Source organism: Eubacterium multiforme, from assembly GCF_030813415.1.
Lineage (GTDB): Bacteria > Bacillota > Clostridia > Clostridiales > Clostridiaceae > Clostridium > Clostridium multiforme.
In genome coordinates this window covers 524,948-546,759 of sequence record NZ_JAUSUF010000001.1, presented here as the reverse complement: position 1 = coordinate 546,759, position 21,812 = coordinate 524,948, and the positions used below count along the sequence as shown (strand labels likewise).

At 26.8% G+C, this 21,812-nt stretch carries 21 protein-coding genes; 19 read left to right on the top strand and 2 right to left on the bottom strand.

Annotated elements, in window-relative coordinates; genetic code table 11:
• Window positions 1-46 precede the first annotated feature (46 nt).
• The 9 genes from J2S18_RS02525 to J2S18_RS02485 all read left to right on the top strand — a co-directional run bounded on the left by J2S18_RS02525 (window position 47) and on the right by J2S18_RS02485 (window position 11,376).
• Window positions 47-1,159 (top strand): YkvA family protein, encoded by a 1,113-nt coding sequence (locus J2S18_RS02525; RefSeq protein ID WP_307482830.1) that lies wholly within the window; start codon window positions 47-49, stop codon window positions 1,157-1,159.
• Between the two features lie 17 nt (window positions 1,160-1,176).
• A complete protein-coding gene (locus J2S18_RS02520) occupies window positions 1,177-1,827 on the top strand; it encodes a ribonuclease H1 domain-containing protein (RefSeq protein ID WP_307482827.1) in 651 nt (216 codons plus the stop codon).
• Between the two features lie 93 nt (window positions 1,828-1,920).
• Entirely contained in the window at window positions 1,921-2,094 is a 174-nt protein-coding gene (locus J2S18_RS02515) for a YtxH domain-containing protein (RefSeq protein ID WP_307482824.1), read from the top strand.
• A 223-nt stretch (window positions 2,095-2,317) separates the two neighbouring features.
• The gene (locus J2S18_RS02510; RefSeq protein WP_307482821.1) at window positions 2,318-3,619 is read left to right on the top strand and encodes a helix-turn-helix domain-containing protein; all 1,302 of its coding nucleotides are present in this window, start codon (window positions 2,318-2,320) and stop codon (window positions 3,617-3,619) included.
• A gap of 13 nt (window positions 3,620-3,632) precedes the next feature.
• Window positions 3,633-4,889, top strand: coding sequence for a helix-turn-helix domain-containing protein (locus J2S18_RS02505; RefSeq protein ID WP_307482818.1), 1,257 nt, complete (start codon window positions 3,633-3,635; stop codon window positions 4,887-4,889).
• 279 nt (window positions 4,890-5,168) lie between these two features.
• Complete coding sequence (clpB, locus tag J2S18_RS02500) at window positions 5,169-7,772, top strand: ATP-dependent chaperone ClpB (RefSeq protein ID WP_307482816.1); 2,604 nt, start codon at window positions 5,169-5,171, stop codon at window positions 7,770-7,772.
• 119 nt (window positions 7,773-7,891) lie between these two features.
• On the top strand, window positions 7,892-8,290 hold the full coding sequence (locus J2S18_RS02495; RefSeq protein ID WP_307482812.1) for a hypothetical protein: 399 nt from the start codon (window positions 7,892-7,894) through the stop codon (window positions 8,288-8,290).
• A 394-nt stretch (window positions 8,291-8,684) separates the two neighbouring features.
• On the top strand, window positions 8,685-9,878 hold the full coding sequence (locus J2S18_RS02490) for a cation:proton antiporter (RefSeq protein WP_307482810.1): 1,194 nt from the start codon (window positions 8,685-8,687) through the stop codon (window positions 9,876-9,878).
• A gap of 298 nt (window positions 9,879-10,176) precedes the next feature.
• A complete protein-coding gene (locus J2S18_RS02485) occupies window positions 10,177-11,376 on the top strand; it encodes a cation:proton antiporter (protein ID WP_307482808.1) in 1,200 nt (399 codons plus the stop codon).
• Window positions 11,377-11,441: 65 nt separating this feature from the next.
• On the opposite strand, the gene rd (J2S18_RS02480) is transcribed toward J2S18_RS02485, so the two are convergent.
• Window positions 11,442-11,603: a rubredoxin gene (gene rd, locus J2S18_RS02480; RefSeq protein ID WP_307482806.1), complete on the bottom strand. Its 162-nt coding sequence runs from the start codon at window positions 11,601-11,603 to the stop codon at window positions 11,442-11,444.
• A 297-nt stretch (window positions 11,604-11,900) separates the two neighbouring features.
• Window positions 11,901-12,062 carry a rubredoxin gene (rd, locus tag J2S18_RS02475; protein WP_307482804.1) on the bottom strand — a complete coding sequence of 54 codons (162 nt, stop codon included), beginning with the start codon at window positions 12,060-12,062 and terminating at the stop codon, window positions 11,901-11,903.
• A 504-nt stretch (window positions 12,063-12,566) separates the two neighbouring features.
• Here rd (J2S18_RS02475) and rpsD point away from each other — a divergent pair.
• The 10 genes from rpsD (at window position 12,567) to J2S18_RS02425 (ending at window position 21,808) form a co-directional block, all read left to right on the top strand.
• Window positions 12,567-13,160: a 30S ribosomal protein S4 gene (gene rpsD / locus J2S18_RS02470; RefSeq protein WP_307482802.1), complete on the top strand. Its 594-nt coding sequence runs from the start codon at window positions 12,567-12,569 to the stop codon at window positions 13,158-13,160.
• Window positions 13,161-13,334: 174 nt separating this feature from the next.
• Complete coding sequence (locus tag J2S18_RS02465) at window positions 13,335-14,057, top strand: Bax inhibitor-1/YccA family protein (RefSeq protein WP_307482799.1); 723 nt, start codon at window positions 13,335-13,337, stop codon at window positions 14,055-14,057.
• A gap of 300 nt (window positions 14,058-14,357) precedes the next feature.
• Window positions 14,358-16,430, top strand: coding sequence for a molybdopterin oxidoreductase family protein (locus J2S18_RS02460; protein ID WP_307482796.1), 2,073 nt, complete (start codon window positions 14,358-14,360; stop codon window positions 16,428-16,430).
• Window positions 16,431-16,578: 148 nt separating this feature from the next.
• A complete protein-coding gene (locus tag J2S18_RS02455) occupies window positions 16,579-17,772 on the top strand; it encodes a molybdopterin molybdotransferase MoeA (protein ID WP_307482794.1) in 1,194 nt (397 codons plus the stop codon).
• Window positions 17,769-18,344: a molybdenum cofactor guanylyltransferase gene (locus J2S18_RS02450; protein ID WP_307482792.1), complete on the top strand. Its 576-nt coding sequence runs from the start codon at window positions 17,769-17,771 to the stop codon at window positions 18,342-18,344. The genes J2S18_RS02455 and J2S18_RS02450 overlap by 4 nt, the downstream gene beginning before the upstream one ends.
• A gap of 1 nt (window position 18,345) precedes the next feature.
• Window positions 18,346-18,888 (top strand): molybdopterin-guanine dinucleotide biosynthesis protein B, encoded by a 543-nt coding sequence (gene mobB / locus J2S18_RS02445; protein ID WP_307482789.1) that lies wholly within the window; start codon window positions 18,346-18,348, stop codon window positions 18,886-18,888.
• Window positions 18,860-19,351 carry a MogA/MoaB family molybdenum cofactor biosynthesis protein gene (locus J2S18_RS02440; protein WP_307482787.1) on the top strand — a complete coding sequence of 164 codons (492 nt, stop codon included), beginning with the start codon at window positions 18,860-18,862 and terminating at the stop codon, window positions 19,349-19,351. Before mobB ends, J2S18_RS02440 begins: the two co-directional genes overlap by 29 nt.
• Window positions 19,336-20,115 (top strand): molybdate ABC transporter substrate-binding protein, encoded by a 780-nt coding sequence (gene modA / locus J2S18_RS02435; RefSeq protein WP_307482785.1) that lies wholly within the window; start codon window positions 19,336-19,338, stop codon window positions 20,113-20,115. The genes J2S18_RS02440 and modA overlap by 16 nt, the downstream gene beginning before the upstream one ends.
• Window positions 20,116-20,119: 4 nt before the next feature.
• Window positions 20,120-20,776: a molybdate ABC transporter permease subunit gene (modB, locus tag J2S18_RS02430; protein ID WP_307482783.1), complete on the top strand. Its 657-nt coding sequence runs from the start codon at window positions 20,120-20,122 to the stop codon at window positions 20,774-20,776.
• Between the two features lie 12 nt (window positions 20,777-20,788).
• Window positions 20,789-21,808: a molybdopterin-binding protein gene (locus J2S18_RS02425; protein ID WP_307482780.1), complete on the top strand. Its 1,020-nt coding sequence runs from the start codon at window positions 20,789-20,791 to the stop codon at window positions 21,806-21,808.
• Window positions 21,809-21,812: the final 4 nt, after the last annotated feature.

Genomic DNA, 21,812 nt, shown 5'->3' with positions numbered 1-21,812 from the left:
AAAAGGGTAAAATAAAGAGAATAAAGTAAATGGGAGGATAAATTTTATGAATATATCAAAGGTTTGCGTAAATCTTACTGGAAATGATATTTTAACTATTGTAAATGATTTTGTTCATGTAAAAGGCTTAATTTTAGATGAAGTAGTAATAGATAATTGTATTTTAGTGAAAGGAAGTTTTACTAAAGGATTAAAAATAAAATTTGAGGCAACAATAGATGATATAAGTGTTATAGATGGGAAGATTATTGGAAGATTTTCTAAATTAAAGTTATATAAATTAGGTATATTTAGAATTTTTAGAAGTTTAGCTTTAAAGTTTGGGTTAAGTAAAGCAGGGGATATTGGAATAGAAGCAACAAAAGATGAATTAACAATTAATATGGACAAGATTCTAGAAAAAGTACCTTTTGTAAAGTTATCAATTGAAGAAGTATATATAAAAGATGATTTAATTTTTGCAGATGTTCAAAATGTTAATGTAAGTATTTCTGATATAAAAACAATAATGGAAAAGAAACCTGAAGCAGAAGAAGCTAAAGTTAATGATTCTAATGATTCTGAAGAAAATCACAATGTATGTAATAAGGAAGAAAAAGAATCTACAAATAATCCTTTAGATGAAAATTGTATTGAAGTTCAAAAGGCTGAAGAGGATGAAGAAGAAAAAGCTGAAGAAAAAGAATTTGAAGAAGCAATTAAAGATTCAAAGAAACGTAATGATTATTATGCTAAGGGAAGAGAGAATACTAAAGAAAAAATAGAAAAAAAATTACCTGATAATGCAAAAAAATATTCAGATTATTTATTTTTAGTTCCAGATTTAGTAGCACTTATTTTTAGACTATTAAAAGATGAAAGAGTTCCTATAAAAACAAAGCTTACAGTATCAGCATCTGTAGCATATATAATTTGTCCAACAGATATGATACCAAGTAATATTCCATTTATTGGTCAAATAGATGACTTAGCAGTATTATTTTTTGCATTAGATAGAATAGCAAAGGATGTTCCTTTAAAAGTAATAGTTGAAAATTGGTCAGGTAAAAATGAATTAATTTTAGTTCTAAAAACAGGACTTGAATATGTTACTAACTTTACAGGTGCAAGAAATGTGGAGAAAGTTTATAATATTGTAGAACAATTATCAACATTATAATTTATAAGGAGAATTATATGGCAAAATTTTATTCAGTATTTAAAGGGAAATCAGGAGTTCCTAAAATCTTAAATTCTTGGGAAGAATGTAAAAAAGAAGTTATAGGATGTAAGGGAGCTATATATAAAAGTTTTAAAACTATGGATGAAGCAAAGGAATTTATTCTTTTAAATTTAGATGGTAAAACTAATAATAGTAAAGTTTCTACAAAATTAAATGAAAAAACATCTGAAAGCTTTTTGGCAGATGAAGGTTTAACTATTTATGTAGATGGAAGTTTTTCTTTAGAAAAAAAGAATTTCTCCTATGGACTTGTAGCAATAGAAAACGGAGAAGTTATTTATGAAGATAAAGGAATTGGCTTTGATGAAAAGGCAGTGCCACTTAGAAATGTATCTGGTGAGGTTCTTGGAGCTATGAAAGCAGTAGAATATGCTATAGAAAAGGGATATGAAAAGGTAACTATAGTATTTGATTATCAAGGAATAGAATCTTGGGCACTTGGAACTTGGAAAAGAAATAATGAAATTACTTCAAATTACAATAAATTTATGCAAGAAAAGATGAAGGATATAAAAATAAGCTTTAAAAAGGTCAAAGGACATAGTGGAGATAAGTTTAATGACATGGTGGATTCTTTAGCAAAGGAAGCTTTAGGTATAAGATAAGAGAATCCAAAAATTTCTTAGTTTAAAAATAATTAAATTACATACTATAAAAATAGCATCAAAAATAATTTTTTGCTTAAAGAGGTGTTATTTATGGGTAAATTAATTAAAGGAATGGCTGCAGGTGCTTTAATAGGTACTGCAGTAGGAATGGCTATGTTACCACAGCTAGATAGAAGAACTAAGAGAACAATGAGAAGAGCAGGAAGAAAATTAGCAAATGTAGCTAGTGACACAGTAGAAAATATGATGTCAATGATGAAATAATCTAAAAAAGCACTTACAAAAATGTGAGTGCTTTTTTATTTTTCCTAGATATAAATTTATTTTTAATTTAAATTAAATTTTAGTGTTAAAAAAACAAACAAACTTTAACAAGAATATTGTATATATTCATAGAAGCATGTTATAATGAATCTAAATTTATACAAAATGTAAATAAAATTAATAATTAGTAAATAAAATAAGAACGTAAAGGGAAGAGATTATTATGAAAATTCTATCTTTAGGAGAAAAGATAAAAAGAAAAAGAAAAGAACTTAACATGACATTAAAGGATTTAGCTAAAGACAGAATAACGCCAGGACAAATAAGTTTAGTTGAATCAGGAAGATCAAATCCATCAATGGATTTATTAGAATATTTAGCAGAAAATTTAAATACAACAGTAGAATATTTAATGGAGTCTGAAGAAAGTCAGGCAGAAAAAATGTGTACTTATTATGAACAAATAGCAGAGGCACACATATTAGATGAAGGCTATACTATTGCAGAAAAATATATAGAAGATGCTTTAAATTATGCAGAGGAATACAATCTTGAAAACAAAAAAGCTAAAATACTTTATTTAAGAGGAAAGATAAATGTTGGAGAAGGCAAATTAATTTTAGCTGAGCAGTGTTTTTTATCAGCAAATATAATTTTTATTAAAAATAATAATTTTGAGGATATTATAAAAACTTTTTTAAATCTTGCAAAAATAACATTAAAGCTTAAATCATATTACTCTGCAAATAGTCATTTAAAACAAGCAGAAAAAGTATTTATGGACAATGACATTTGCAATGATTATCTTTTAGGGGAGATTTATTTTTACTTATCAAAAACATATTTTGAAATGGATAATTTAAGTAAATCTACAGAATATGCATCTCTAGCAAATGAACAATTTGAAAAAATACACAATAAAGAGGAATATGCTAAAAATTTATTGCTTTTATCAGAAGAACATAACAAAAATGGAAATTTAGAAAAGGCAATAACATATTCTAAAAAAAGCTTAAAATTATATAAGGAAATGGAAAGCCTTGATAATATATATACTATAGAAAATGAACTTGGAAAATTATTTTATAATTTTGAAAATATAGATGAATCCTTTAAGCATTATGAATTTGCAAAGGATATAAAAATCCAAAACAATGATGGTAAATTAATTAAAACTTTAATAAATATATGCGGCAATTATTTAAAAATAAAGGATTTAGACAAATGCCAAAAGGTCTTAGATGAAATTTCAGAGAAAATTACTGAGGAAGATGTAGAAGAAAGAATAGAGTGTAGTTTAATAAAGTACACAATGTATATAATAAATGAAAGAAAGATAGAAGCAGAGAGTATATTAATAGATAGCTATAGATATGCAAAGGAAAAGAACATGCTTCAAAAAGCTGGAGAAATTTCAATTATGCTAGGTAAATTTTATATAGATAATAAAAATAGCGAACAAGCTAATAAGTACTTAAACGAAGGGGTTAGTATTTTCAAAAAGACTGGGATACTAAATAATTAAATGGGAGGTTAAAATGGAGATATATTCAACTGGAGAAAAAATAAAAAGAGCTAGAATATATAAAGGAATTACACTAAAAGAATTATGTGGAGAAAAAATATCCATATCTAAAATGAGTTGTATTGAAAATGGAAAAGTAAAGGCAGATGAAGAAATTTTAAGATATGTGGCAGACATTCTCCAATTAGATTACGAATATATAGCAAAGGATGTTTATGAGCAAATTATAGATAATATAAAGCTTTTAGAAAATGAAGATATTTCAGAAAAAGATAGGGAAGACTATATACTTTTAAATTTAGAATATGCTACTCATTATGAGTATTATAAATTAGCATTTAAATTAATTCATAAGTTATTTAATTATTACTTAAATGAAAATAGGTTTGATGAAATATTAGATATAGTTCCTAAGTATTATGATTTATATAGAAGAAATAATTCAAATAAAGCAACAATAATATATTTTAAAGATATGGCAAATTATTTCTATATAAATAAGGAATATAGTGAAGCTAGATCATACTATAATAGGGTTTTAGAAATATTAATTAAAGATGATGATTTAGATAAAGAGCTTTATTCTTATATACTTTATAGAGAAGGTATGTGTCTTTTAAAATGTGGAGAATATTGTGAAGCTGAAAAATGCTTAAAGGCAGCAAAGGAAGCAGCAGAAAATTTAGATTCAAGAGAAATTAAAGGTAAAATATATTATGCAAGTTCTATTATTGGAATACTTAATAAGGATATAGAAGAGGAAAATTTAATAAAATCCTATGAATTCCTAGATGATAATATAAGAGTTATAGAATCAAAAATAGATTTTGCAGGTGCATATTTTATTATAGGTGAAGAAGAGAAAGCTTTAAAGGAAATAAATGAAGCTATGGAAATGCTACCAAATGATAATACTTATAAAGTTGGAAGGTTATATGTAAAGGGTGCAACATTACTTAAAAGAAATAATAAAATAGACCTTTCAGAAAAATTTGCAGATAAAGCATTAAATATTTCAATAGAAACAAATAATATAGAATTAATTGAAAAGGCATACTATTTAAAAGGAAAATTGCTTCAAAATCAAGACAGATACAGAGAGGCTGAACTATATATGAATTTATCCTTAGATTCCCTTGTAAAGTTTGGAACTAAAAAAGATTTATATAATAGGTATATAGATATGGCAAATATGTATCATAAAACTAAAGAGATAAATGATTCAATAAAATATTTTACACTTGCAATGAAAATGCAAAAGAAAATATAAAAATTATTTTGAATGTATAAAATCAAAGCACTACTAACAAACTAAAAAATGTTAGTAGTGCTTTTTATTTAATTTTATGTTTTAGGGGGCATTGATTTTACATAAAAAATAATTTCAAGTAAATTAGAGATAAATAAAGTAAGATTAAGATTAAATTAGATGAAAAGGAATTAGTTAATTAAAACTTAAAAATTTATTCAAAAAATAATCTTTGACTTTCTTTGACTAATATAATATTATAAAAATAAATAAAGGAAAATTGTAAGAGGTGAAATAAAGATGGATGTAGAAAAAATGACTTTAAGAGTGCAACAAGCACTAAATGAAGCTAATTTAATAGCAGTTAAAAATAATAATCAACAAATGGATGTAATTCATCTTTTTGCAAGTTTAGTAGAACAACAAGACGGATTAATTCCAAATATATTAACTAAAATGGGAGTTCCAGTTAAAAGCTTACAAAATACAATTAATCAATCAATAGAACTTTTACCTAAAGTGACTTCAACATCAAATTCAGATTCAAATGTTTATATAACTAAAAAAATACAACAAGTATTAATAGAAGCTGAGGATATATCAAAGAAATTTGAAGACTCCTATGTAAGTGTAGAACATTTAATGCTTGCAATTATGAAAGTGGACAAAGACGGAGCAGTAGGAAATATTCTTAAAACTTATGATATAACAGAAGAAAGATTCATGGAAGTTTTAAAAGAAGTTCGTGGAAGTCAAAGAGTTGATAGTCAAGATCCAGAGGGAACTTATGATGCTTTAGCTAAGTATGGAACAAATTTAAATGATTTAGTTAAAAGTCATAAATTAGATCCTGTTATTGGAAGAGATGAAGAAATAAGAAGAACTATTAGAATTCTTTCAAGAAGAACAAAGAACAATCCAGTCTTAATTGGTGAACCTGGTGTTGGTAAGACTGCAATTGTTGAAGGGCTTGCCCAAAGAATAGTTAATGGAGATGTTCCAGAAGGATTAAAAGAAAAGATAATATTCTCTTTAGATATGGGATCATTAATTGCTGGTGCTAAATATAGAGGAGAATTTGAAGAAAGATTAAAAGCAGTACTTAAAGAAGTTCAAACTAGTGAAGGAAGAATAATATTATTTATTGATGAAATTCATACAATTGTAGGTGCTGGTAAAACTGATGGTGCAATGGATGCAGGTAACTTAATTAAGCCATTACTTGCAAGAGGAGAATTACACTGCATTGGTGCTACAACTTTTGATGAATATAGACAATATATTGAAAAAGATAAAGCTTTAGAGAGAAGATTCCAACCTGTAATTGTAAATGAACCATCAGTTGAAGATGCTATTTCAATACTAAGAGGATTAAAGGAAAGATTTGAAATTCACCATGGAGTTAGAATACATGACTCTGCTATAGTTGCAGCTGCAAAACTTTCAGATAGATATATTCAAGATAGATATTTACCTGATAAAGCTATCGATTTAATTGATGAAGCTGGTGCAATGATAAGATCAGAAGTAGACTCTCTTCCTACAGAACTAGATGCAGTAAGAAGAAAGATATTCCAATTAGAAACTGAAAAAGAAGCATTATCAAGAGAAAAAGATGATAATTCTAAAAAGAGATTAGATATAATTGAAAAAGAACTTGCAGAACTTAGAGAAGAAAATGATGGAATGACTGCAAAGTATGAAAAAGAAAAAGAACACATTGTAGACCTTAGAGATTTAAAGGAAAAGTTAGATGAAGCTAAGGGTGAACTTGAAAGATATGAAAGAAATTATGACTATAACAAAGTTGCAGAAATTAGATATAGTGTAATTCCTGATTTAGAAGAAAAGATTAAAGAAAAAGAAGAAGAAGTTAAAGAAAATTCTGATGGAGCTTTATTAAAAGAAGAAGTAACAGAAGAGGAAGTTTCAGAAGTTCTTTCAAAATGGACTGGAATTCCAGTTTCAAGACTTATGGAGGGAGAACGTGAGAAATTACTTAGATTAGATGAAGAATTACAAAATAGAGTAATTGATCAAGATGAAGCTGTAGAATCAGTATCAAATGCAATACTTAGAGCTAGAGCAGGACTTAAGGATGAAAATAAACCAATAGGATCATTTATATTCTTAGGACCAACTGGTGTAGGTAAAACAGAACTTGCAAAAACACTTGCAAGAACATTATTTGATAGTGAAGAAAGTATGATTAGAATTGATATGTCTGAATATATGGAGAAACAATCAGTATCTAGATTAGTTGGACCACCTCCAGGATATGTTGGATATGAAGAAGGAGGTCAATTAACAGAAGCTGTTAGAAGACATCCATATTCAGTAATATTATTTGATGAAATTGAAAAAGCTCATCCAGATGTATTTAATATATTCTTACAAATATTAGATGATGGTAGACTTACAGATAATAAAGGTAAGACAGTAGATTTTAAAAATACAATAATAATTATGACATCAAATATAGGTTCTCAATATTTATTAGAAAATAATGTAAATGGTCAAATTTCAGAAAATGCTAGAAACTTAGTAATGAATGAAATGAAATCAAGATTTAAACCAGAATTCTTAAATAGAGTTGATGATATTATAATGTTTAGACCATTAACTCAAAATGGAATTAAGAAGATTATTGATATATTCTTAAAAGATGTAGAAAAGAGATTAGTTGAAAAGAATATAAAATTAGAAGTAACAGATGGCGCAAAGGATATACTAGCTAGAGAAGGATATGATCCAGTATACGGTGCAAGACCACTTAAGAGATATATCCAAAATACTTTAGAAAATAGATTAGCTAGAATGATAATTAAAGGAACAATAGGATATGGCTCAATTGTAAAAATTGAGGGTGAAGGAGATAATTTAACAATTAATCCTATTAATTAAAAGTATACAAATCCTTAAAACTACAAAAAATAAATATAAATAAATAAGGTAGGATGAAAGAGAAAATCTTTTAATCCTACCTTTTTATTAGATTTATAATTTGCATAGGAGGGGTTTTAATGGAATATTTAAATCCAGAAGATAACTATTTAGTTGTATTTCCTGATGGAAGAGGTGTTACTTTTAAAGACTTAGAAGGATGTCATAGTTATATAAATAGATACTATGAAGAAAGAATAAGATTACATGCTATGGAAGAAGTTTATGAAAATTATGATTTAACAAAGGAAGATGCAAGGCATAGAATATCTACAATAATAGGTGCAGAAGAAGGAGATTCAAAAATATATTTTTTAGAGGATATATTTGAAGCTATACAAAATTCAGGAGCATTTTTAGAGGAGCAGGAAGAGGTTATAGGAAAACTTATGGGAAGAAATTCAAAAATAGATATAACAGATTATGGACTAGATAAAATATTATTAAATGTGACAGATATAATAGAAGGAAGATATTAATGATTAAAATTACATAAAAATTAAAAACAAATAATATAATTTGACATCATAATTATTATCTAGAACTAAATTGAAGTATATGGTTTAAAAGTATAAAAAAGATAATTATAAAAATTATATGAAAAAATATTTAATAAAATAGGTTTATTAGGAAAAAACTATAAATTAGATACGAATAATCCTATTTTAGATAATATATTAATAATTAAAACCTATGTAAATTGATGATTTAATATTAAGAAAAGGTTTTATTCATATAAAGTTTTCTAAAAGTTTTTAAAAAATTTAAATATAAAATATTAATTAATATAGATACAAATTTTTAACATTTTAAAATAAAATTATATATGCTATAATGCTGGGGAATTAAGACAACAGGAGGTTAGCGTAATAAATGTTATCATATAAGTATTTACTTGACATAGCCATAATATTATTAAGTACAAAAATATTTGGGCTAATATCAAGAAAGTTTAAAATGCCACAGGTAGTTGGAGCATTACTTGCAGGTGTTATATTAGGGCCAGCATTATTGGATATATTACATGAAACAGATTTTATTCATAAAATGGCGGAACTTGGAGTTATAGTTCTTATGTTTACAGCAGGATTAGAAGCAGACATAAAAGAACTAAAGAAAACGGGAAAGGCAGCTTTTGTTATTGCAATTTTAGGTGTTATAATTCCTTTAATTGGAGGATTTGCTGTTGCTTATTTATATAATAGTAACAATAGTGTAATCGATAACAAACAACTGCTTCAGAATATATTTATAGGAGTAATAATAACTGCAACTTCTGTAAGTATAACAGTTGAAACTTTAAAAGAACTTGGAAAATTAAATTCTAAGTCAGGAAATACAATACTTGGAGCTGCATTAATTGATGATATATTAGGGGTAATATTATTAACTTTAATAACAAGTGTTGCAGATTCTTCTATAAGCCTATCTACAGTATCTTTAAAAATAATAGCTTTCTTTATATTCTCAGGGATAGTTGGTGTTATATTTAATAAACTATTTAAACTTTGGTTTTCAAAGTATGATAAAGATTTAAGAAGATTTATAATAGTTGCTTTTGCATTATGTTTAATCTTATCTTATGTAGCAGAAGAGTTTTTTGGAGTAGCAGATATAACAGGAGCTTTTATTGCAGGACTTATAATATCAAACACTGAAAAGACAAAGTATATTAATAGTAGATTTGAAACTTTATCCTATATGATATTATCACCAATATTTTTTGCAAGTATTGGAATAAAAGTTGAAATAGGAGATATGACTATTAATATGATAGTATTTACAATTATATTGTTAGTAATCTCTATACTTTCAAAAATATTAGGGTGTTCAATTGGAGCAAAATTCTTTAAATATACAAATAGGGAAGCACTTCAAATAGGTACAGGCATGATATCTAGAGGAGAGGTAGCCTTAATTGTTGCAAATAAGGGAATGGCAGTTGGCCTTTTAAGTTCAGCTTTTTTAACCCCAATAGTTATTGTAGTTGTAATAACTACTGTAATAACTCCAGTACTTTTAGAGTTTGTTTATGCAAAAAATAAGAACTTAGAAACAGTTTCTTAAAATTTTTTAATTAATAGATTGGTGCGAATACAAAGTATTTAATAAAAAAGCGAAAGTTAGCATTTAATATTTTACTTTTTTATAATTGTATTTTGCAGCAATCTATTTTTTTTGTGTAAATATTAATAATATTATTAATATTTTTATAAATTTATAAGAATGTAAGAAAAGAATAGATTTAATGAATAAACAGGGTATAAAGAACTTTTATTAGAACAAATAGATTGAATTGGATTGTTGTAAAATTTGTAATAAAATCCTACAATTGTATGGGTGAAAGTAAAAGGGGGATTTTAGTATGTTATCATATGGTTTTTTACTAGATATAGCAATTATATTATTAAGTACTAAATTGCTTGGAATAGCAACAAAAAAATTTAAAATGCCACAAGTTGTAGGAGCATTAATGGCAGGGATAATACTAGGGCCAGCAATGTTTGATATACTTCATGAGACTGAATTTATTAATCAAATGGCTGCACTTGGAGTTATAGTATTAATGTTTACAGCAGGTCTTGAAACAGATTTAAAAGAACTTAAAAGAACGGGAAAGGCATCGGCTATAATTGCTCTTTTAGGTGTAATAGTACCTTTAATTGGAGGATTTGTGGTAGCATATATTTTTAATAGTGGAGAATTATCTCATGCTAGCACAAGTACTTTATTACAAAATATTTTTATAGGAGTAATACTTACAGCAACATCTGTTAGTATTACAGTTGAAACATTAAAAGAACTTGGCAAATTAAATACCAAAGCTGGAAGCACTATTCTTGGAGCTGCATTAATTGATGATATACTAGGAGTTATTGCATTAACAATAGTAACTAGTTTAGCAGATTCATCTGTGCATATAGGAATAGTATTACTTAAAATAGTTTTATTTTTTGTCTTTTCAATAAGCATTGGTTATTTATTTTATATGTTCTTTAAGAAGTGGGTACAAATGTATAACAAAGATAAAAGAAGATTTGTTATTGTAGCTTTTGTTTTTTGTTTATTATTATCCTTTGCAGCAGAAGAATTTTTTGGAGTAGCAGATATAACAGGAGCATTTATTGCAGGGCTTATAATATCAAATACAGAAAGAACAAAATATATAAATTCTAGATTCGAAACATTATCTTATATTTTGTTATCACCAATATTTTTTGCAAGTATTGGAATAAAGGTTGAATTATCTAATATGTCATCAATAATAGTAATTTTCACATTGATTTTATTAGTAATTTCAATAGCAAGTAAAATAATAGGATGTTTTTTAGGCGCAAAAATTTGTAAGTATAATAATGATGAAGCAATTCAAATTGGTGTAGGAATGATTTCAAGAGGGGAAGTTGCTCTAATAGTAGCTAATAAAGGAATTGCAGTTGGACTTATGAATCCAGCTTTTTTAGCACCTGTAGTTATAGTTGTTGTTTTAACCACGGTAATAACACCTATACTATTAAAAGTTGTTTTCAAAAAAGATGAAAATCAGGTTTTATGCACTGAATAAAAATACAAAATAGGATATGCAGTATTGCATATCCTATTTTGTATAATGAAACTTTTCTATTATGATTATTTTAATTCTGAGAAGTCATCTTTGCTTGCACCACATAATGGACAAACCCAATCTCCAGGTAGGTCTTGAAAACTAGTTCCAGGATTAACTCCATTATCTGTATCTCCTACTTCTGGATCATAAATATAACCGCATATACCACAAACATATTTTTTCATAACAATTCCTCCTAAAAATTTTCTATTATCTATGTATTTAATTATAGTTGATGTAATTATCATTGTCATAATAATAGTTGTTAAAGATTATTTAATTAAGTTAATGTTTATGCTAATTAATAAAAAGTATAGAAATTTAAATAATATTATTTAAATTTTAGACCTTTAAGGTTAAAATTTTTATTCAATTTCATATTTAATTATAAAGTTAAGTTTTTATATAAGTAATAAAAATACAAAATAGGATATGCATCATTGCATATCCTATTTTGTATGATAAAACTTTTTAAATTATAATTATTCTACTTCTGAGAATTGATCCTTACCAACTCCACATAATGGACAAACCCAATCTTCTGGTACATCTTGAAAACTAGTTCCAGGATTAACTCCGTTATCTGGATCTCCTACTTCTGGATCATAAATATAACCGCATACATCACAAACATATTTTTTCATAACAATTCCTCCTAAATATATAATAAATAATTAGTTAGATTAATAAATTACTATTTTAATAAGACATTATCTAACCTTTTAATATTATTTTTACAGATAATTTATTATAATCATTATCTGTTGTTTTAATTATAGCCTATATAGTTAAAAATTTCATACTAATATTTGTTAAATATTTTTTAATTAATTTAATATTTATATTAGTTAATAAATAGTGTAAAAATTAAAATAATATTGTTTTAACTTTAGCTTTTGTCAATTAATTTATTTAAGTAACTATTCATTATTTAATTAGTATTTCAAAAATAAAATTAATTATTATAAAAAATAAAATTAATTTTATAATATTAAATTTTATAGCATTTAATATATATTTATAGTATTTCTTAAAAAAATAAAGATAATTTTAAAAAATGAGAAAATTTAATAATGATAATCATTTTCAATTAATAAGAAATTATGATAGTATACATTCATAAAGTATTTTATAGGAGGTAAGCCAAAATGGCAAAGATGAGAGGACCACGTTTTAAAATGTGCAGAAGGTTAGGACTTAATGTTATAGGTCATCCTAATGCAATGAAACGTGCAGGTAGAGGAACAAGTAGAGCAGATAAAAAATTATCTGACTATGGTGTAAGACTATTAGAAAAACAAAGATTAAGAGCTTATTATGGTGTCTTAGAAAAACAATTTGAAAGATATATAAATGAAGCTTTTAAATCAAAAATGCAACCAGGTGAAGCTTTATTATTAAGACTTGAATCAAGACTTGATAATATGGTTTATAGAATGGGCTTTGCAACTTCAATAAGAGCTAGTAGACAAATGGTTAATCATGGACATTTTCTTGTTAATGGAGAAAAAGTTGATATTCCATCATACAAGCTTAAGCCAGGTGATAAGGTAATGCTTAGAGAAAAGTCTCGTAAAACAGAACTTTTTGTTAATACATTTAAGGATAATGAATTAAATACATTACCATATATAGAAAAAGATGTGGACAATTTCACTGGAATATTTACTAGAGAACCAGAGAGAAGTGAATTACCAATAGAAATTGATGAACAGCTAATAGTTGAATTCTATTCTAAATAAATCTAATTTTAAATAATACAATCTTCTTATGAAATACAGTATATTTTGCCATATGATAAACATTAAATTCGTGCAGGGATTTAATGTTTATTTTTTATTAAAATATAATGAATTAATATAAAATCAATGTATAATAGTGGTATGATAAAATAAAAAAAGAAAGGGGATTAGAATATGCGTATAGGAGAAACAAATCCGGCATTAGAAAAAGGTTTTGAAAATGTTGTATCTAATAACACTACAATGTCTATAGGAGGAACTATAAGTAAAATATTAATTTTACTTGCAATAGTTGCAGCTTCATTTGTTTATAGTTGGTTTCGCATTCCATATAGTGCAGGAATATTAACAGTAGTTGCACTTCTTACATTTGTTTGTGCAATGGTTACAACTTTTATGCCAAAGATAGCTCAATTTTCAGGAGTTATTTATGCAGCTTTTGAAGGATTATTATTGGGAAGTATATCAAAGTTTTTTAATAATATTTATCCAGGAATAGTTCTACCAGCTATAATGCTTACAATAGTAGCTGTTTTAGTAACTCTTGTTATTTATGGTAAGAAACCAAGTTTAGCAGAGAGAACAAGAAAAGGTATAATGATTGCAATGGGAACAATCATTATTACATCATTAATTGGAATTGTATTAAGCTTTTTTAATATAACATTACCAATATATAATAATGGACCAATAGGAATAATATTTAGTTTGGTAGTTGTAATAATTGCAACAATAAGTTTAATGCAAGATTATGATTTTATTTTAAGGGGAGCACAATATGGGGCACCAAAGTATATGGAATGGTATGCTGCATTTGGATTAATGGTAACCCTTATATGGTTATACATGGAGATATTACAATTTCTAGTTAAGATTGTTTCAAATAATGATCAATAAAAAATTATATTTATATAAAAAACCAACTAGTTTTTATAGTTGGTTTTTTTGTTTAAAAAGTATTTAATTAAATTAATATTGTCATAATAGTATTTTAACTAATTAATATTATAATACTATTATGACAATATTAAAATGTTTAATTTTATGTGATAAGAATCACATAAAAATGGGGAAAATAGTATTAATTTTTAATTGTATGTGATTATTATCACATTAATTGAAAAAAAACAATGTTAAAATTATAACTAACTGTGAGTTTAAATAAAATAAGAAGGTTTAAAAGAGGAGATGACTGTAATGGAAGTAAAACAATCTGTTTGCAATTATTGTTCTACGGGATGCAATCTTGATTTTAATATTGAAGATGGAAAGATAGTTAAAATAATAGGAACAAAAAATTATCCAGTAAATTCAGGAACAGCGTGTATTAAAGGATTAAATTTAGATAAACAATGTACTATATATGGAATGCAAAGATTACCTCTACTTAGAGGAGAAGATGGCAAAATGCATGAAATATCATGGGATGAAGCTTTTAAAGTATTTGCAGAAAGAATGACAAATATTAATGAAAAGTATGGCGATGGAAGTTCAGCTTTCATAAGTACAGGACAATTACCAATGGAAGAAATGGCTTTAATTGGTTTAATAGGAAGAGGATTTATGAAAATGGAGGGAGATGGAAATACAAGACTTTGTATGGCAACATCTGTTGTAGCATATAAGCAAAGCTTTGGTTTTGATGCTCCAGGGTATACATTAAAAGATTTAGAACTTTCAGATACTATGATATTTATTGGAGCAAATCCAGCAATTGCCCATCCAGTTTTATGGGGAAGAATAAGAAAAAATAAGGATGCTAAGAAAATAGTAATTGATCCAAGAAATTCAGAAACTGCAAAGGGTTGTGATTCATGGTATGGAATAAAGCCAAAGGCAGATTTAATGTTTTTATATACATTAGCTAATTTACTTATAGAAAAAGGTTATATAAATGAAGAGTATATTGAAAAACATACAGAGGATTTTGAAGGCTTTAAAGAATTTGTAAAGAAGTATACATTAGAGGATGCTTTTGAAAAGACAGGAATAACTAAAGAAGAAATTTGTGAAATTGCTGAAACAATACATAATGGTAAAAGAGTTTCTTTCTGGTGGACAATGGGAGTAAATCAAGGTTATGAAGCAGTAAGAACAGCTCAAGCAATAATAAATATTGCTGTAATGACAGGAAACATTGGAAGAGAAGGAACAGGTCCTAATTCAATTACAGGTCAATGTAATGCAATGGGTTCAAGATTATATAGTAATACTACAGGTATTTACGCTGGAAGAGATTATGCAAATGAGGAAGATAGAAAATTTATAACTAAGGTTATGGGAATAAAAGATGAATATATTCCAAAAAGACCAACAATTGCATATCCAGAAATAATACAAGGAGCTTTAGATGGAAAGATTAAAGGACTTTGGATAGTTTCAACAAATCCTGCAAATTCATGGATTGATAACAAGAAGTTTAATGATGCAGCTAAAAATGTTGACTTTTTAGTAGTGCAAGATTTATATAGTGATACAGACACTGCTAAGATTTGTGATCTTTTCTTACCAGCAATTCCTGGAATTAAAAAGAGTGGTACTTATATAAATACAGAGCGTAGATTATCTGCCTTAGTACCAATGGTTCCTAAAGAGGAAAATGAATTAACAGATTTTGAAATTTTAAGAGGAATAGGAATTGCCCTAGGAAAAGAAAAAGAATTAGAAATGTGGAAAACTCCAAGAGAGGTTTTTGAACTTCTTAAGAAATCTTCAGAAGGTATGCCTTGTGATATAACAGGGGTAGAATATGAAATGTTAAGAAATGGAAGAGGAGTTCAATGGCCATTTAGAAAAGGTGATAAGCTTATAGAGGATGAAAGAAGACTTTATGAAGATGGGAAATTCTTTAGACCAAATGGAAAAATGAAATTTATGTATGAAGACATAAAGGATAATAAAGAAAAGCAAACAGAGGAATATCCTTATATTTTAAATACTGGTAGAGGAACAGTTGGTCAGTGGCATACTCAAACTAGAACTAGAGAAATTCCTATAGTTAATAAAATTACACCAGCTGATCCTTATATAGAAATAAGTGAAGAAATAGCTAAGGATAAAAATATAGAAGATGGAGAGCTTATAGAAGTTTTATCATCTAATGGTAAAAAGGTTAAAGTTAAGGCTAAAATAAATAGTGGACTTAAGAAAAATCAAGCATATGGACCAATGCATTATATAGAAATAAATACATTAACTAAAGGTGATTTTGATGCTTATTCAAGAGAACCATCTTATAAATTTGTAACAATAAATATAAATAAATTATAGTTTAACTTATGTAAGATTTAAGAGTATCTTTATTTATTATTCAATTAAGATTATTAGAAATATAATATGTAAGATAAATTAATTTATTAAATATAATGCTCATTCTTTAAAAGGAGTGGGCATTATTAACTTTAAAGGAGAGTTATTTATGGTAAGTTTAGAAGAAGCTAGAAATTTATTGTTAAGTAAAGTAAAAAAAATTACAGAAGAAGAGGTTAATATAGAAGATGCTTTAGGAAGAGTATTATATGAAGATATACATTCTAAAATAGATAACCCACCCTTTCCCCGTTCTCCTTTAGATGGATATGCTATAAGGGGATATGATACAAAGGGTGCATCAAAGGATAATCCTATATACCTTAAAGTTATAGATAAAATATATGCTGGAGAAGTATCAGAAAAGACAGTAAAAGAAAAAGAAGCTGTTAGAATAATGACAGGTGCTCCAATTCCAAAAGGAGCAGACTGTGTTATAAGGCAAGAAGATACAGAAGAAATTGATGGAGTAGTTAAAATAAAAAGTGAATTAGCTCCATATGACAATTATTGCTATAAAGGTGAGGATTTTAAAAAAGGAACAAAGCTTTTAAAAAAGGATACCTTTGTTACTTCATCAGAAATTATGGCTATTGCTTCATTAGGATTAGATAAGGTAAAAGTTTATAAAAAACCTGTTGTTGGAATATTAAATACTGGAGATGAAATACAAAATCCAGGAAAACCATTAGGATATGGAAAAATTTATAATAGTAATGGATACTTTTTAAAAAGTAGACTTAAGGAATTAGGCTGTGAACCTATATTATATAATCTTATTTTAGATAAAGATGAAGATATTATAAATGCAATAAAAGATATGGAAAAATACTGCAATATTATAATTTCCACTGGTGGAGTTTCTGTTGGTGAAAAAGATATAGTTAGGTTAAGTGCTTCAATGGCAGGTTATGAAATATTATTTTGGAAAATAGATATGAAACCAGGTTCACCAATGTTTGGTGCTTTTAAGGGAGATAAAATATATATAGGTTTATCAGGAACACCAGTTGCAGCAGCAACAAGTTTTGAACTTACTTGTAGAGATATAATTGCAAAAATGTTATCTTCAAATAAAATTTCTCTAAAAGAAAGAGAAGTTACATTAAAGGAAGATTTTAACAAGGTAACTAAAAAAAGAAGATTTTTGAGAGTTCATCTAAATGATAATAATGAAGTTACTATAAATAATGTATACCAAACTCCAGGGCAAGTTCACACTATGATTAATAGTAATGCTATATTAGAAGTTAAACCTAATAAATCTTTAAAAAAAGGTGATGTAGTGAAGGTGCTTATATGATAAAAAAGACTGCAATAATATTATCTGGTGGAAAAAATAGTAGAATGAATTATAAGACAAAGGCATTTTTAAAGTTTAATGGAGATACTTTTATTAATAGGACTTTATTAGCAGTTGCAGATTATGAAGAAAAAATAATTTCCTGTAATGATTTTAAAACTTATAAAGATTTTAAGAATGAGGCTTTACTTGTATCAGATTCTTTTAAAGAAATAGGTCCAATTGGAGGAATTTATTCTGCATTAAAGAAAAGTAGTTTTTCATATGCATTAATAGTTGCTTGTGATATGCCATTTTTAAATAAAGATATATTAAATTATTTAGGAAATTATGATTTTAAAGAAGATGCCTTAATTCCAATTGTTAATGGTAAAATAGAGCCTTTATGTGGAATATACAAAAAATCTTCTGTAAAACTTATTGAAAATATGATTAAAGATAAAGATTATAAGCTTATGAATTTATTAAAAAATTTAAATACTAAATATTTAGATATAAAAGATAATAATAATTTTTTAAATATAAATAATCCAGAAGAATATAGTAAATTAATTAAAAAAGAAGGTGAGTAGTATGTCAAAAGTTATAAATGTAGTAAGTGAATGTTCAAATGTTGGAAAGACAACTCTAATTGAAGGTCTTATAAGAGAACTTAAATTAAAAGGATATTCAGTAGGAACAATAAAACATGATGCTCATGGATTTGATATAGATAAAAAGGGTAAAGATACATATAGGCACAGAATAGCTGGAGCAGATACAATAATAATATCATCAAAAAAAAGAATGGCTATGATAAAAGAAGTAGAGGATGAAATTCCTTTGGAAAAACTTATAGCTATGATGGAAGATAAAGATTTTATTATAGTTGAAGGATATAAAAATAGTTCTTTAAGAAAGATAGAAGTCTTTAGGGAAGGAATAAGTAATAATATTATAACTCCAAAGGACAAATTAATTTTTATAGCAACAGATGTGCCACAAAACATTCCAAATGTAAAAGAAATACATATAAACGATTACAAAAAAATGGTAGAATATTTAATTCATTTAGAATATAATAAAAAAAGAGAGGAGATGGTGAAAGGTGTATACACTGGGAATAATAACAAGTAGTGATAAAGGCTCACGGGGAGAGCGAGAAGATAAAAGTGGTGAAATAATAAAAGAAATTGCAGAAAATGAAGATTTTCTTGTAAAAAGATATGTAGTTCTTCCAGATGAAAGAGAAGAATTATCAAAAGAAATGAAGTACATGAGTGACGAATTGAAATTAGATTTAGTTCTTACAACAGGGGGAACTGGATTTAGTGAAAGGGATGTTACTCCAGAGGCCACAAAGGATGTAATACATAAAGAAGCCCTTGGAATTGCAGAGGCTATAAGAAACTATAGCTTTACAATAACAAAGAGAGCTATGCTTTCAAGAGGAACAGCAGGAATTAGGAATAAAACATTAATAGTTAATATGCCAGGAAGTCCAAAGGCATGCAAAGAAATATTAGATTACTTATTAAATGATTTAAAACATGGATTAGATATAATGAAGGGAAGTGCTTTTGAATGCGCAAGAAAATAATATCTTTAGCTTTACTTGGAACTATGGTTGTTTCATTAGGAATGTTATCAGGATGTGGTAAAGAAGAAAAAAAGGAAAGTAAACAAATAACTGTTAGTATAGCAGCTAGTCTTCAGAAACCTATGGATAAAATAAAGGAAGAATTTAAAAAGGAAACAGGAATTGATGTTAATTATAATACTGGAGGATCTGGTACTTTAAAGAAACAGATTTCTCAAGGTGCAAATGTTGACATATTCTTTTCAGCAAATACAAAATATGCAAATGAATTAGTAAAAGAAGGTTTAGTAAATAAAGATAATACATATAATTTTTTAACAAATTCTCTTGTTTTAATTGGTGGAAAAGATGAAAACAAAAAGATAAATTCATTAGATGATTTAAAAAATGTATCAAAAAAGATTGCTATTGGAGAAATTTCAACTGTACCAGCTGGACAATATGCAAAACAAACTTTAGATAAATTAAAGCTTTGGGATGCTTTAAAGGGTAAGTTTGTTTATGCAAAGAGTGTTAACAATGTAGTAAATTATGTTGATAGTGGAGATGCAGCTTATGGATTTGTTTATAAAACAGATGCTATGAAGGCAAAGGATAGTAAAATAGTATATGAAGTACCAAATAAATATCATAAAAAGATAGAATATGTTTTATGTTTACTAAAGAACACTAAAAACAAAGAAGAAAGTGAAAAGTTTGTTGACTTTTTAAAGGGTGATAAGAGTAAGAAGATATTTAAGGAATATGGATTTGGAGTAGAATAGCAATATGATTTTTAATGCATTTTTTATATCTTTTAAGGTAGTAACTGTTTCAGTTATAGTAAGTTTAATATTAGCTTTAATAGGAAGTTTTTTCTTAATTGAAAAGAATATAAAAGGAAAAAGTATAATAGAGACAATAATGATTTTTCCTATGTTTTTGCCACCATCTGCAGTGGGATATTTAATATTAATTAATTTAGGAAATAGAGGGGTTATAGGAGAATTTCTCTCTAATAATTTTAATTTAACTATTATATTTACATGGTTTGCAGCTGTAATTGCAGGAGTTATAGTATCTCTTCCTGTTATGTATCAAAGTATTAAGGCGGCACTTTTAGGAGTAAATGAAGATATAAAAAATGCAGCAAGAGAAATGGGTGCAAGGGATAATCAAGTTTTTAGAAAGATAAGTTTACCCTTATGCAAAAAAGGCATTTTAACAGGGTTAATACTTAGCATTGCTAGAGTTTTTGGAGAATTTGGAGCTACTATATTAGTTGCAGGTAATATTCCAGGAAAAACGCAAACAGTTCCAATGGCAATGTATTATGCAATAGAAAATAATGATGATACAACTGCAAAGACTATACTTATTTTAATTGTGATTATTTCAATTATATTAACCATATCATATAACAAAATATTAAAAAAAGTAGTATAAGGAGAGAAAGTTATGAAGAGCGTTAGAGTTGAAGATGCAGTAGGAATGATATTATGTCACGATTTAACTAAAATAATTCCAGGAGAATTTAAAGGAAGAGCATTTAAAAAAGGACATATAATACAAGAGGAAGATATAAAGGAACTTCTTTCAATAGGTAAGGAACATATATATGTTTGGGAAAACAAAGAAGGAATTCTTCATGAAAATGATGCTGCTGTAAGACTTAAAGATTTAGTGTGTGGAGAAGGTCTAGAATTTGGAGAGATAAAGGAAGGTAAAATTAATTTTAAAGCTGCAAAGGATGGACTTTTAAAAATAGATAAAGAAAAATTATTGGAAATAAATATGCTTGGGGATATAATAGTTTCAACTATACAAAATAATACTCCTGTAAAAAAGGGAGAAGTTATTGGAGCTACAAGAATAATTCCACTTGCAATTGATGAAGAAAAAATAATAGAAGCAGAAAAGCTAATTAAAGAGAGCATAATTAAGGTTATCGATATAAAACCTAAAAAAGTTCATATGATAACAACTGGAAGTGAAGTTTATCATGGAAGAATAAAAGATGCTTTTGGACCAGCTGTAAGGAAAAAGGTAGAATATTATGGCTGTACTTTAGAAAATCAAGTTATACTTCCAGATGATAAGGAAAAAATAGTATGTGAAATAAAGAAGGCAATAGAGAGTGGAGCAGAAATGATACTATGCACAGGAGGAATGTCTGTTGATCCAGATGATGTAACTCCAACTGCAATAAAGGAATGTGGAGCAGACCTTATTACTTATGGAGCACCAGTACTTCCAGGAGCTATGTTTTTATTAGCTTATAGTGGAGATATTCCTATAGTTGGACTTCCAGGATGTGTAATGTATTGCAAAAGAACAATATTTGATTTAGTTCTTCCAAGAATATTAAGTGATGAAAGATTAAGCTTTAGAGATATAGCTTTATATGGACATGGAGGATTCTGTTTAAATTGTGATGTTTGTACATTCCCACATTGTTCTTTTGGAAAGGGAGAATAGTAAA